The sequence below is a fragment of the Blastococcus colisei genome (assembly GCF_006717095.1).
Taxonomy (GTDB): domain Bacteria; phylum Actinomycetota; class Actinomycetes; order Mycobacteriales; family Geodermatophilaceae; genus Blastococcus_B; species Blastococcus_B colisei.
Genome location: NZ_VFQE01000001.1, coordinates 400,234 through 413,487, shown reverse-complemented (window position 1 = coordinate 413,487; position 13,254 = coordinate 400,234). Strand labels below are relative to the sequence as shown.

Below are 13,254 nucleotides of genomic sequence, written 5' to 3'. Positions count from 1 at the left end.
ATCGGAGCACGGGAGCCCAGCGCAATGACGCACTACACCGCCAACCTCCGGGACCTCGAGTTCAACCTCTTCGAGTTCCTGGACACCAAGGACCGCTTCGGCACCGGGCCGTTCGCGCAGATGGACGCCGAGACCGCCCGGGGGATCCTGAGCGAGGTCCGCCGGCTGGCGGAGGGCCCCGTCGCGGCGTCCTTCGTCGACGCCGACCGCAACCCGCCGGTGTTCGACCCCGCCACGAACTCGGTGACGCTGCCCGAGTCGTTCAAGAAGTCGGTCAAGGCCATCGAGGACGGCGAGTGGTACCGCCTCGACCTGCCCGAGCACCTCGGCGGGTTCGGCGCACCGCACGCCCTGACCTGGGGCGCCTTCGAGATGATCCTCGGCGCCAACCCGGCCGCGTTCATGTACGGATCGGGTGCTGCGTTCGCCGCGATCCTCGACGAGCTGGGCACCCCCGACCAGAAGCGCATGGCCGAGTTGATGCTCGAGCACAACTGGGGCGCGACCATGGTCCTCACCGAGCCCGACGCGGGCTCCGACGTCGGCGCCGGCACCACCAAGGCCGTGCAGCAGGCCGACGGCTCGTGGCACATCCACGGCGTGAAGCGGTTCATCACGTCGGCCGAACACGACCTCTCCGACAACATCATCCACCTGGTCCTGGCCCGCCCCGAGGGCGCGAAGGCCGGCACCAAGGGGCTGTCGCTGTTCGTCGTCCCCAAGTTCCACGTCGACCTCGAGACCGGGGAGCTCCTCGAGCGCAACGGCGCCTACGTCACGAACGTCGAGAAGAAGATGGGCCTCAAGGTCTCCACGACCTGCGAGCTCACCTTCGGCGACGGGCCGGTCCCGGCACAGGGCTGGCTGGTCGGCGAGGTGCACGACGGCATCGCGCAGATGTTCAAGGTCATCGAGCACGCCCGCATGTTCGTCGGGGCCAAGGCCATCGCCACCCTCTCGGCCGGCTACCAGGTCGCGCGCGACTACGCCAAGACCCGGGTGCAGGGTGCCGACCTCACCGCGACGTCCAAGGACGCGCCGCGGGTTCCCATCACCCACCACCCGGACGTGCGCCGGTCGCTGATGCTGCAGAAGTCCTACGCCGAGGGCATGCGCGCGCTGTACCTCTACGCCGCGAGCTTCCGCGACCAGATCACCGAGGCCGAAGCCGCAGGCGAGGGCGACGGCGAGCAGGCGACGCTGGCCGGGCGGGTCAATGACCTGCTGCTGCCGATCGTGAAGGGCTTCGGGTCGGAGCGGGCGACCCAGCTGCTCACCGCCGAGTCGCTGCAGACCCTCGGCGGCTCGGGCTACCTGCAGGACTACCCGATCGAGCAGTACATCCGCGACTCGAAGATCGACACCCTCTACGAGGGCACCACGGCGATCCAGGGCCAGGACTTCTTCTTCCGGAAGATCGTCAAGGACGGCGGCGTCGCGCTGACCTGGCTGGCCGAGCAGATCCAGGCGACGGTGGACGGCGAGGCCGGCAACGGCCGGCTCAAGGAGGAGCGGGCGCTGCTCGGTACCGCGCTGTCCGACGTCCAGGGCATGCTCACCGCGATGTTCGGCCACCTGACCGCGGCGCAGCAGGACATGAACTCCCTGTACAAGGTCGCGCAGAGCACCTCGCGCCTGCTGCTGGCCGCCGGTGATCTGATCACGGGCTGGCTGCTGGTCCGCCAGTCGGAGGTCGCGCTCGCGGCCCTCTCCGGCGAGGTCGGCGAGAAGGACCGGTTCTTCTACGAGGGCAAGCTCGCCGCGACCCGGTTCTTCTGCACCCAGGTGCTGCCGCGGCTCACGTCGGAGCGGACGATCGTCGAGAACACCGACAACGCGTTGATGGAGGTGCCCGAGGCCGCGTTCTGAGCCTCGGGCGCCGACCGACTGCCGCCGTCCCTGCGCGGGGACGGCGGCAGTCGCCGTTTCGGGGTCCCACGGCCGGGCATGGTCGAGGCGACCGATCGCAGGCACGGCACGACAGGAGACGACGATGACCGATCCCACCGGCAGCGACCGCATCCAGCAGGACGTGCCCACCTCCCCCACCGGGAACGACGGCATCTCGGGCTCCTCGTTCGACGACGTCCCGCTGACGCGGGAGGAGGCCGTCGAGCGCGATTCGGCCCATGACGACGAGCAACCGGCCAAGCCGGGCAGCGACGTCGGCCTGCTCGACCGCGCCGATCCCGACGGCAGCTCCTGACCCGACCGAGACAGACCGAGGAACCCCATGAGCGAGTCCGACTCGACCGGCTACAACGACTCTCCCGACACGACCGACAGCGACATCGGCCCCGGCGGCAGCCAGCACGAGGGCGCCGACGTCCCTGCTGACGGCGGAGCCACCCTCACCACCGACGACGACGCCCAGAAGGACGACGGCATCGTGCGGCCGGGCAACGAGGCCGACTGAGCTCTGGGCTCAGCGCGCCGTCGAAGGGCAGCTGGTCACCCACCGCCCGGAGCCGCGACATCAGCTCGGGGTTCTGCGGCAACGCCACGAAGGGACCGGACAATCCCCGGAGGGACGCAGGGGCTCTCGTCAGCCGGGGCCTGCCCAGCACGGACGACGGGCTCCCCGCGGCAGTCGCCACGGGGAGCCGGTCGTGGATTCGGGTCAGACGGACTCGACCGACCGGCGCTCCTTCTGCAGCACGACTGCCTTGTCCTCGGCGAGGTCACGCTTGGCCGTCTCGCCGTAGGAGGCCACCGCTATCAGGGTGACCACCGCGCACGCGACGAGGTAGAACGCCACGGCCAGCACGTTGGGCTCCTCGAAGCTGCCCAGCAGCGCCAGCGCGATCAGCGGTGCAGGTGCCCCGGCCACCAGAGACGCCAGTTGGGCACCGACCGAGACGCCGGTGTAGCGGGCCTTGGTGCCGAACAGCTCGGAGAAGAAGGCCGCCTGCGGCCCGTACATCGCGCCGTGGAACAGCAGGCCGACCGTGATGGCCACGAACGCGAGCCCGAAGCTGCCGGTGTCCAGCAGGCCGAAGAAGACGAAGGCCCAGACCCCGATGCCCGCGGCGCCGAACAGGTAGACCGGCCGGCGGCCGATCCGGTCGGAGAGGTGGCCCCACATCGGGATGGTCACCAGGTGCACCGCTGATGCGAGCAGCACTGCGTTGAGCGCGAACGAGGAGTCCAGCCCGCCGACGTTCACCAGGTACGTGAGGCTGAACGCCGTCAGCAGGTAGAACGAGACGTTCTCGGCGATCCGCGCTCCCATGGCGGTGAGCACCTCGCGCTTGTAGCGCGTCAGCACGGTGAGGATCGGCGCCTTCTCGGCCACTCCGGTCTCCGCCGCCTTGGCCGCGGCGGCCCGCTGCGCTTCGAGGAAGACCGGCGACTCGGACACCGACAGCCGCACCCACAGCCCGACGATGATCAGTACGGCCGAGAGCAGGAACGGGATCCGCCAGCCCCAGGCGAGGAAGGTCTCCTCGGACTGGACCGCGGCCAGCAGCGCGAGAACGCCCGTGGCCAGGAGGTTGCCCGCCGGGGCACCGGCCTGCGGCCAGGAGGCCCAGAACCCGCGGTGTTCGGGCTTGCCGTGCTCGGAGACGATCAGCACCGCGCCGCCCCACTCGCCGCCGAGCGCGAAGCCCTGGACGAGGCGCAGGACGATCAGCAGGACCGGGGCCAGCACGCCGACGGTGGCGTAGGTGGGCAGCAGGCCGATGAGGAAGGTCGCGCCGCCCATCATCATCAGCGAGATGACGAGCAGCTTCTTGCGGCCGACACGGTCACCGAAGTGGCCGAAGACGAGTGCGCCGACGGGTCGGGCGAAGAAGCCGACCGCGTAGGTGGCGAAGGCAGCGAGGACCTGCACGAAGTCGTCCTGCTCCGGGAAGAAGAGCGGTCCGAAGACGAGCGCGGCGGCCGAGCCGTACAGGAAGAAGTCGTACCACTCGACGGTGGTGCCGACGATGCTCGCGCCGACGACGCGGCCGAAGCGCGTCGGGGAGTGCGCGGGTGCGGACATGGTCTCTCCTCGTCGAGGGGCAGGTGTCGTTCCGGAAGGACGCTAGGTCGCTGGCCGCACCACGGCCATGTGCCGGATCGCCCGGAATGTGACGCAGGCCATGTGGGGATCAGCCATGCCCGGTGCCGAACCGGGTTGACGACGATCGAATCAGTCGTCTCCCTCATCCCCGACCATGGTGTGGTGGAACACCACCGGTCGGCCGGAAGCTGTGTGCGCTGTGACCGTGGGGGGTGTCGCAGGCGCGGCCTAGCGTCTCGTCCATGGCGATCAACGGTCCCCTGGTCGGACGTCGCGCACTCATCACCGGCGGAGCGTCGGGCATCGGACGGGCCTGCGCCGTTCGCCTCGGCGACGAGGGCGCCGACGTCGTCGTCGTCGACCGCGACGCGGAGGCGGCGAAGGCGGTGGCCGCCGAGGTGGGGGGCACGGCCGTGGCCGTGGACCTGTCCGACCTCGAGGCTGTCGACGCGCTCGACCTCGCGGTGGACATCCTCGTGAACAACGCCGGGCTGCAGCACGTGGCGCCGGTGCACGAGTTCCCGGTCGACCGGTTCGCCTACATCCTGCGGCTGATGGTGGAGGTGCCCTTCCGGCTGGCCCGCGGCGCACTGCCGCACATGTACGAGCGGGGCTGGGGCCGCGTGGTGAACATCAGCTCGATCCACGGGCTGCGCGCGTCCGCCTACAAGGCCGCCTACGTCACGGCCAAGCACGGCCTGGAAGGCCTGTCGAAGGTGATCGCCCTGGAGGGCGCCGAGAAGGGGGTCACCTCCAACTGCGTGAACCCGGCCTACGTGCGGACGCCGCTGGTGGAGGGCCAGATCGCCGATCAGGCGAAGGCCCACGGTCTCTCGGAGGACCAGGTCGTCGGACAGATCATGCTGGCCCCCGCGGCGGTGAAGCGGCTGATCGAGCCGGCCGAGGTCGCCGACGCCGTGGCCTGGCTGTGCTCGCCGTCCGCGGCCTCGGTCACGGGCACCTCGCTGGTGATGGACGGCGGGTGGAGCGCACATTGAGCGCGCGACCGGCGAGAATGCCGGTCGTGACCCGGTCCCCGGCCTTGCCCGCTGCCGGCGACGGACCACGTCCGGCCGCGGGCCGGGCGGCCGAGTACTTCGAGCTGCTGCTGGAGGACGCTGCGGCGATCGAGTACGAGCGCCCGCTGGTCCGCGCGCGTGCCGCCGGCGCCGACGGCGACGAGCTCGCCGAGCTCGAGCGGGTGAAGCTGCTGGCCCTGGAGGTACGGGAGGCCTTCGCGGCGCGCCGTCGTCGTGAGTCGGAGCTGTCGGCGCTCTTCGACACCGCGAGCGATCTCGCCGCGCTGCGCGGCGTGGACTCCGTGCTCACCGCGATCGTGCGGCGCGCCCGTCAGCTGCTGGGCACCGACGTCTCGTACCTGACGCTGAACGACCCCGCCGCCGGCGACACCTACATGCGGGTCACCGACGGATCGGTCTCCGCCCGCTTCCAGGCGCTGCGGCTGCCGATGGGGGTCGGGCTGGGCGGCCTGGTCGCCCAGACGGCGGCGCCGTACGCGACGGCGAGTTACTTCACCGACGCCCGGTTCCGGCACACCAGCGAGATCAACGACGGCGTCCACGACGAGGGGCTCATCGCGATCCTCGGCGTCCCCCTGATCCGCGGCTCGCAGGTCATCGGGGTGCTGTTCGCCGCGGACCGGACCGAGCGCACCTTCGACCGGTCGGAGGTGTCGCTGCTGGGGTCGCTCGCCGCGCACGCGGCGATCGCCCTGGACAACGCCCGGCTGCTCGAGGAGACACGGGCCGCGCTCGACGAGCTGTCCACGGCCAGCCGGGAACTGCGCGCCCACACCGCGTCGGTCGAGCGGGCAGCGGGCGCGCACGACCGGTTCATCGACGTCGTCCTGCGCGGCGGCGGCGTCGAGGACGTCGCGGCCGCCGTGACCGAGGCCCTGGGCGGCAGCATCACCGTCCTCGACGAGGAGGGGCGGGTGACTCCGGCTGACGGCGGCATCTCCGGCGACGAGGCCGCCGCCGAGCTGCCGCCCGATCCCGCCGGCGCCCTCACCCTCGCCCGTTCCACCGGGCGCACCGTGCGCGACGGCACCTGGTGGACCGCCGCGGTGACGGTGGACAGCGAGCTGCTCGGCGGCCTCGTCCTGCACCGGGACGACGAGCTGTCCGAGGCCGACCAGCGCATCCTCGAGCGCGCGGCCCTCGTGACCGCGCTGCTCCTGCTCATCCGGCGGACGGCCGGGGAGGCGGAGAACCGCGTGCGCGGGGAACTGCTGGAGGAGCTGCTGGGCGCCACCGTCCGCGATCCCGACGGGGTACGCGAACGCGCCCGCCGGCTGGGCGCCGACCTCGACCGGCCGCACGCGGTCGTCGTGGCCCGCGTCGAGGAGCGTTGCCGATCGCGGGCGCTGGCCGCGGCCACGCACCTGGCGGCGACGCGGGGAGGCCTGGCGGGGACGCACGACGGCTGCGTCGTCCTGTGCCTGCCCGACCTCGAGCCGGGGGCCGCGGCGGCCACCGTCCGCCGCGAACTGGGCAATGCCGGGGCCGGGACCGTGACCGTCGGCGGCGCCGGACCGGCGCGCGGTCCGGCGTCCATGGCCCCGGCGCACGAGGAGGCGGCGCGGTGCGCCGCGACGCTGATCGCGCTCGGCCGGGCCGGGGGGGCGGCGAGCGCCGAGGAGCTGGGCTTCTTCGGCCTGCTCGTCGGCGACGGCCGGGACGTCCGCGGGTTCGTGCAGGCGACCCTGGCGCCGGTGCTGGACTACGACGTCAAGCGCGGCACCGATCTCGAGGGCACGCTCCAGGCGTTCTTCGACGCGGGGAGCTCCCCCGCGCGGGCCGCCGAGGCACTGCGGGTGCACGTCAACACCGTCACCCAGCGCCTGGACCGGGTGAGCCGGCTCCTGGGCAAGGAGTGGTCCTCGCCGGAGCGGGCGCTGGAGGTGCAGCTCGCGCTGCGGCTGCACCGGCTCACCGGCGCCGTCCCCGACTGACCGAGGCGCTCAACCGCCGAGCACGGACAGAGGGATGCCCGGCTCCCCGCGGCGCTTGCCGCACCGCCGGCACACCTCATCACCACCGCCCGCACCGGGTGGACGTTCGTCGCGCGGGTGCTCACGGACGTAGGAGTGGAATCCCAGCCTGCACGTCCACGGTTTCTCCGCCATGGAGCAACGCTAGGGATCGACTGGCCGATCGGTCACCGCCGAACGTCCTTTCCGGCGGCTCCTACGCTGGGCCGGTGCCTGTCCTGCTGAGCGAGCTGCCGGTGGACGTCTGGACGGCACGGGCGGCCGCGCACGAGGCGCGGATCGACCGGTGGACGACGCCGCACCGGGAGCGCCGCCGCCAGGGGCGGACCCACCCGGTCCTGGACTTCCTCTTCACCTACTACTCCGAGACACCGGGGCGGCTGCGCCGCTGGCACCCGGGACCGGGCGTCGCCCTCGCCGGTCCGGCACCGCACTCCGACTGGCGCTGGTACGTGACCGACGGCGCGACCGTGCACCTCGACGCCGACGCCTTCGCCGCCGACCGCGGCGACACCGTCCGCTTCGTGCGCCGGCTGCTCGCCGCGACCGCTTCCCGCCCGGCGTCCACCGGCTGCTTCGGCCTGCACGAGTGGGCGATGGTCTACCGCGACACGGGGACCCGACACGCGATACCGCTCCGGCTCGGTCGGGCCGGGACCGACGAGGTCGTGGAGGCGCACCAGATCCGGTGCACGCACGTCGACGCGTTCCGCTTCTTCACGCCGGACGCCGTGGGCCGCAATCGCCTCCAGCCGACGCGGGAGACCCAGCCGGAGCTGGAGCAGCCCGGCTGCCTGCACGCCGGCATGGACCTCTACAAGTGGGCCTACAAGCTCAGCCCGGCGACCCCGGGTGACCTGGTCGCGGACTGCTTCGAGCTGGCCGTGGAGGTCCGGGAGCTCGACATGCGGGCCTCGCCGTACGACCTCAGCGGGCACGGGTACGAGCCGGTCGCGATCGAGACCCCCGAGGGCAAGGCCGAATACGTCGCCGCCCAGCGAGTATTCGCCGAGCTCGGCGCCGTCCTCCGCCAGCGCCTGATCGACGTCTGCGACCAGCTGCTCCTGGGCGGCTGACTTCCCGCTCGACCCGGTCCGGGTCGTCGACCTCGCCATGCAGTGCTCCTCCCCGCGGTATACCGCGTGGACGGCGGCGATACCGCGAGGTCGAATGCCGCGGGGTGTGCGATCAGACGCCGTCGTGCGGGCGCGCGCCCGCGCCGACACCGGTACCGGCGGTGACCTGGTCGCGCAGCTGCTCGACCACGCGACCCGGAGCGGGGCCGTCGTCTCCGCTCGGGCGCCGGCCGGCCCGGCGCTCCCTCAGCTGGGCCACCAGACCGGCGATGCCGCCGGGCACGAAGAGGACGACGAGCACGAACAGCGTCCCCAGCAGGAACAGCGGCTCCGACAGCGGGATCTGCAGCCAGGCCGGCAGGTCCTGGACGGCGGGCGACTGAGCCAGGTCGGTCAGTCGCGAGTCCAGGTACGTGTAGAGCACCCCGCCCAGCACCGCGCCCCACCGGCTGCCCGCGCCGCCGAGCACCACCATGACGAGCAGGCCGATCGTGAAGTCGGCGGTCGTCACCCGCGGGGTCGAGCCACCGAGCAGGAGCAGGTGCACGATGCCGCCGAGCGTGGCCAGCAGCCCCGCCAGCACGAAGACCAGCAGTTTGAAGCGGTAGGGCCGCAGCCCGAGCACCTCGACCCGGCGCTCGTTCTCCCGGATCGCCTGCCAGACCCGCCCGGCCCGCGAGCTGGTGACCCAGGTGACGACCACGTACACGAGGACGAGGTAGGCCAGCGCCAGCCAGTACTTGTTGACGGTGTTGAAGACCCCGATGAGGGCGTCCGGGATGGGGTTCCGGTCGACCGCCAGGCCCTCCTCGCCGCCGGTGAGACCGCCCGGGTCCTGCAGCACGATGATCGACCCGACCTGGGCGGTGGCCAGCGTGACCATCGAGAACGCGATGCCCGACACGCGCAGGGCGACGCTGCCGATCAGCAGGGGCAGGGCGATGCCCACCACGGTGGTGAGTGCGATCGCGGCCCCCAGGCCCCAGCCGAGCTCGGTCAGTGCCAGGTTCGCGACGTAGGTGCCGGCGGCGAAGTACAGCGCGTGCCCGAAGGAGAGCAGCCCGGTGAACCCGAACAGCAGGTCGAAGGAGAGCGCGACCCCGCCGAAGACCAGGCACAGCGCCAGCAGCTGCAGCGTGCCCGGGCTGTTGAGCACCCCGTCGAAGAGACCGGGCACCTGCAGCGTGGAGTAGGGCAGCAACGCCAGGACCACCAGCACGATCAGCGGCGCGAGCCGCCGCACACCCATCCGGTTCATGCCATCCTCGCCGTCAGACCGCTGGGACGGGCCAGCAGCACCACCGCGAGCAGCAGCACCACCGACAGGTCACCCACTCCACTCGCGGCGTAGTAGTTCGCGAACTGCTGCACCAGGCCGACCAGCACCGCGGCCGCCGCCGTGCCGGTGATCGAGCTCATCCCGCCGATCACGACGACGATGAAGGCGAAGATCAGCAGCGACGTGCCCTGTCCCGGCGAGATCGAGCCGAGGTAGATGCCACCCAGCGCCCCGGCCAGCGCGGCGAACGCGCCACCGATCGCGAACACCAGGGTGAACGCCTTGCGGACGTCGATCCCCAGCGCCGTGACCATCGACCGGTTCTCGACCCCGGCGCGGATGATCAGGCCGACGCGGGTGAACCGCAGGAAGGCCAGCACCGCCACGAGCACCACGATCGCGGTGGCGATCAGCAGGAAGCGGTCGTTGGGCACGTTGGCGCCCAGCACCGACGTCGTCCGCTGGGCCCACTCCGGCCGCGGGAACGGCCGGGGGTCGGCGCCCCAGATGGCCCGCACGAGAGCCACCAGCGCGAGGCTGAGGCCCACCGTGACCAGCACCTGCTCGATGTGCCGCTCGTAGAGCGGTCGGATCAGCGAGAGCTCGATCAGCGCGGCCACCAGGGTGCCGACGGCGACGCCGAAGACGACGGCCAGCACGAAGCCCCAGCCCGTCGAGCCGGCCCCGGGCAGGTTCCCGGCCGCCCACCAGGTGCCGTAGGCGCCGATGGTGAGGAAGGCGCCGTGGGCGAAGTTGAGCACGCCCATCAGGCCGAAGATCAGCGAGAGGCCGGACGCGACGAGGAAGTACAGCGCCGCCAGGCCCAGCCCGGTGACGGTCAGGAGCACCACGGTCGTCATGCGCCCGCCTCGCCGGCGCTCGCCCGACGCATGCCACCCGGTGGCTCCGTCCCTGGTGGGCTCGCGAGCTCGCCCACTGCGTGCGCACCTCCGCTCGAGGCCACGCCGAGCAGCTCTCGCGTGCGTTCGGTGTCGGCCAGCAGCGCGGCGGCGGACCCGGTCCAGGCCACCCGGCCCTGGTCGACGACGACGGCGTCGTGCGCCATCCGCTGGACGACGGTCAGGTTCTGCTCGACGAGCAGGATCGTCACCTCCTCGGCCGCGCGGGCCAGCACGTCGGCGACCTCGGCCACGAGCAGCGGTGCCAGGCCCTTGGTCGGCTCGTCGATGAGCAGCAGCTGGTTGTCGTTGAGCAGCAGGCGCGCGATGGCGACCATCTGCTGCTGACCGCCCGAGAGGGTGCCGGCGAGCTGCTTGCTGCGCTGCTTCAGCTCGGGGAACAGCTCGAACACGCGGTCCTGGTGGTGGGCGGAGTCCCGCCGCTCGGCCAGGGTCAGGTTCTCCGCGACGGTCAGCCCGGCGAAGACCTCGCGGTCCTCCGGCGCATAGCCGATCCCGCGGCGGACGATCTCGTGGGTCCGCCGGCCCGACAGCCGCTCGGTCCGGCCGTCCTCGCCGGTGAACTCGACGACGCCGGTGGAGGGGACGAGGCCGAGGATCGCCTTGACCGTCGTCGTCTTGCCCGCGCCGTTGCGCCCCAGCAGGGCCGTGACCCCGCCGCGCCGGACGCCGAGGTCCACGCCCTGCAGGATGTGGCTGCCCGACAGCCGCACGTGCACGTCGGTCATCTGCAGGAGCGGCGTCTCACTCACAGCGACTCCCCCAGGTAGGCCTGCTGCACGGCGGGGTCGCTGGTCACCTTCGCCGGGGTGTCGAGCGCGAGCAGCTTGCCGTGGTGCATGACGGCGACGCGGTCGGCGAGGCCCAGCAGCACGTCCATGTGGTGCTCGACCATCAGCACCGTCTTGCCCTCCTCGCGGTGCACCGAGGCGATGACCTCCGTCAGCCCCGCGACGTCCTCGATGCTGACACCGGCCATCGGCTCGTCCAGCAGGACGACGGCGGGGTCGGTGGCCAGCAGGATGGCCAGCTCGAGCTTGCGCTTGTCGCCGTGCGAGAGCGCGCCGGCGAGGTCCTCGCCCCGGGCGCCCAGGCCCACCCGCTCCAGGGAGCGCCCCGCGACCTCCTGCGCGGCGTCGCCGGGCCGCACCCGCTGCCACGGCCGCATGCTGCCGCCCAGCTTGGCCTGGGCGGCGAGCCGGACGTTCTCCCGCACGGTGAGCCCGACGAACACCGACGACGCCTGGAAGGTCCGGCCGAGGCCTCTGCGGGCTCGTGCCGACGGGCTCTCGCGGGTGATGTCGGCACCGGCCAGCGTGACGGTTCCGCCGGTCACCGGCAGCAGGCCGGAGAGCAGGTTGAACAGCGACGTCTTCCCCGCGCCGTTGGGCCCGATGACGGCGACGAACTCACCGGGGGCGACGTCGAAGCCGACGCCGTCGACGATGACCGCCCCACCGATCGCGCACGTGAGGCCCTCGACCTGCAGCACCGGCGCGCCCGCAGCGGGGCGGGCGGCCGGTGCCGGCTGGGTGCTCATGGACACGCGGCTCCCCGGCTCAGGAGCCGGCGGTGACCGGCGGCGCGGTCTCCTCAGGGTCGAGCGTGTCGACCAGGACCGGGGCGAACTCCTCGCCCTGCTGCTCGAGCGTGGCCGTGAACATCGGCTGCAGCATGGCGTGGTCCTCCTCGCGGATGGTGATCTCGCCCTTGGCGCCGTCGAAGGTCCAGCCCTCGAGTGCACTGATCATCCCGGCGACGTCGTCGCCGCCCTCCTCGACGGCGCGCACGATCATCTGCGCCGCGTTGCAGCCGTCGGGGGTGAAGATGTCGACCGTGCCGCCGGCCTCCTCGACCCGCTCGGCCATGGCCTGGCTGACCTCGTTGTCGACCGCCTCGGCGAAGAAGTGGGAGAGGAAGTTCAGCTGGGAGGCCTGCTCGCCGTAGGTCGGGTAGGAGGCCCGCAGGTCCAGGCCGGTGACGACGCTGGTCGCGTCGAACACGCCCTGCTGGCCCATGGCCTGCCACATGGCGGGCGCGGTCTCGCCGGCCCAGGCCACGAAGGTCAGGTCGGCCCCGGCATCCCGCGCCTGGGCGGCGAACGGCGTGAGGTCGGTCGCGCTGGCCGGCACCAGCAGCGGGGTCACGGTGGCCCCGGCCTCCTCGCCCAGCACCGCGGTCACCGCGGCGACGTTGGCCTGGCCGAACGCGCTGTCCTGCGCGAAGACGAGCACGGTCTGGCCCGCGGCGTCGCCGATGAACGACTGCGCCGTCCGCACGTCCTGGTAGGTCTGCCGCCCGGATCGGAACGTGTTGTCGTTGATCCCGGTGAGCGCGTCGGTGGCGGCCGGACCGGAGATGAACAGGACGTCGTTCTGCTCGGCCAGCGGGGCCACCTGCGTGGCGACGCCGGAGGACGCCGAGCCGGCGATGATCTGCACGCCCTGGCCGATCAGATCGGTGACCTCGGCGACGGCCTTGGCCGGGTCTCCGGCGTCGTCGCGCTCGATGATCTCGATGGGCCGTCCGGCGACCTCACCGGATCCGTCGGTCGCGTAGTCCAGGCAGGCCTCGAAGCCCTGGAGGTACTGCTCGCCGTAGGCGGCCAGCGGCCCGGAGATGGACGTGACCAGGCCGACCTGCACCGGCGCACCTTCCTCGCCTCCGCCGCCACCACCGGTGTCGCCGGCGGGGGCGCCGGGGCTGCCGCAGGCGGTACTGAGGGCGAGGACGCCGGCCGCCGCCACGGCGAGCGGAACGGACCGGGAACTGGTGCGGGACATGGCGATCTCCTCGGGTGTGCGTCAGTGCACAAGTGGGCTGGACCACACCGTAAGGAGCGCGTGATCAGGTGCCCATGTAGGCGCGCCCCACACCCTGGTCGAATCCTGTGGCTGTGACCGACATCCCGAGGACGGCCACCCTGCTCCGGCCGGGGCCGGAGACGCGGACGTCGT

At 72.3% G+C, this 13,254-nt stretch carries 12 protein-coding genes; 6 read left to right on the top strand and 6 right to left on the bottom strand.

Features of this window, described 5'->3' with window-relative positions:
* Positions 1 to 24: 24 nt before the first annotated feature.
* The 3 genes from FHU33_RS01925 to FHU33_RS01915 all read left to right on the top strand — a co-directional run bounded on the left by FHU33_RS01925 (position 25) and on the right by FHU33_RS01915 (position 2,416).
* Positions 25 to 1,869, top strand: a complete 1,845-nt coding sequence (locus FHU33_RS01925) for an acyl-CoA dehydrogenase (protein WP_142023830.1) — start codon at positions 25 to 27, stop codon at positions 1,867 to 1,869.
* Positions 1,870 to 1,993: 124 nt separating this feature from the next.
* A complete protein-coding gene (locus FHU33_RS01920) occupies positions 1,994 to 2,206 on the top strand; it encodes a hypothetical protein (RefSeq protein ID WP_142023829.1) in 213 nt (70 codons plus the stop codon).
* A 27-nt stretch (positions 2,207 to 2,233) separates the two neighbouring features.
* Positions 2,234 to 2,416 (top strand): hypothetical protein, encoded by a 183-nt coding sequence (locus FHU33_RS01915; protein ID WP_142023828.1) that lies wholly within the window; start codon positions 2,234 to 2,236, stop codon positions 2,414 to 2,416.
* A 204-nt stretch (positions 2,417 to 2,620) separates the two neighbouring features.
* Here FHU33_RS01915 and FHU33_RS01910 read toward each other — a convergent pair whose 3' ends face one another.
* Positions 2,621 to 3,988 carry an MFS transporter gene (locus tag FHU33_RS01910; RefSeq protein ID WP_142023827.1) on the bottom strand — a complete coding sequence of 456 codons (1,368 nt, stop codon included), beginning with the start codon at positions 3,986 to 3,988 and terminating at the stop codon, positions 2,621 to 2,623.
* A gap of 263 nt (positions 3,989 to 4,251) precedes the next feature.
* On the opposite strand from FHU33_RS01910, the gene FHU33_RS01905 reads away from it, so the two are divergent.
* The 3 genes from FHU33_RS01905 (at position 4,252) to FHU33_RS01895 (ending at position 8,098) form a co-directional block, all read left to right on the top strand.
* Positions 4,252 to 5,007 carry a 3-hydroxybutyrate dehydrogenase gene (locus FHU33_RS01905; protein ID WP_142023826.1) on the top strand — a complete coding sequence of 252 codons (756 nt, stop codon included), beginning with the start codon at positions 4,252 to 4,254 and terminating at the stop codon, positions 5,005 to 5,007.
* Between the two features lie 17 nt (positions 5,008 to 5,024).
* The gene (locus FHU33_RS01900; protein WP_142023825.1) at positions 5,025 to 6,983 is read left to right on the top strand and encodes a helix-turn-helix domain-containing protein; all 1,959 of its coding nucleotides are present in this window, start codon (positions 5,025 to 5,027) and stop codon (positions 6,981 to 6,983) included.
* A gap of 248 nt (positions 6,984 to 7,231) precedes the next feature.
* Positions 7,232 to 8,098, top strand: a complete 867-nt coding sequence (locus FHU33_RS01895) for a 3-methyladenine DNA glycosylase (RefSeq protein ID WP_142023824.1) — start codon at positions 7,232 to 7,234, stop codon at positions 8,096 to 8,098.
* Positions 8,099 to 8,210: 112 nt separating this feature from the next.
* On the opposite strand, the gene FHU33_RS01890 is transcribed toward FHU33_RS01895, so the two are convergent.
* The 5 genes from FHU33_RS01890 to FHU33_RS01870 are packed head-to-tail and all read right to left on the bottom strand — an operon-like array spanning position 8,211 to position 13,080.
* A complete protein-coding gene (locus tag FHU33_RS01890) occupies positions 8,211 to 9,356 on the bottom strand; it encodes a branched-chain amino acid ABC transporter permease (protein WP_142023823.1) in 1,146 nt (381 codons plus the stop codon).
* Positions 9,353 to 10,237, bottom strand: a complete 885-nt coding sequence (locus FHU33_RS01885) for a branched-chain amino acid ABC transporter permease (protein ID WP_142023822.1) — start codon at positions 10,235 to 10,237, stop codon at positions 9,353 to 9,355. Before FHU33_RS01885 ends, FHU33_RS01890 begins: the two co-directional genes overlap by 4 nt.
* Entirely contained in the window at positions 10,234 to 11,049 is an 816-nt protein-coding gene (locus FHU33_RS01880; protein WP_211354973.1) for an ABC transporter ATP-binding protein, read from the bottom strand. The genes FHU33_RS01885 and FHU33_RS01880 overlap by 4 nt, the downstream gene beginning before the upstream one ends.
* The gene (locus FHU33_RS01875) at positions 11,046 to 11,837 is read right to left on the bottom strand and encodes an ABC transporter ATP-binding protein (protein WP_142023821.1); all 792 of its coding nucleotides are present in this window, start codon (positions 11,835 to 11,837) and stop codon (positions 11,046 to 11,048) included. The genes FHU33_RS01880 and FHU33_RS01875 overlap by 4 nt, the downstream gene beginning before the upstream one ends.
* A 19-nt stretch (positions 11,838 to 11,856) precedes the next feature.
* Entirely contained in the window at positions 11,857 to 13,080 is a 1,224-nt protein-coding gene (locus tag FHU33_RS01870; protein ID WP_142023820.1) for a substrate-binding domain-containing protein, read from the bottom strand.
* Positions 13,081 to 13,254 lie beyond the last annotated feature (174 nt).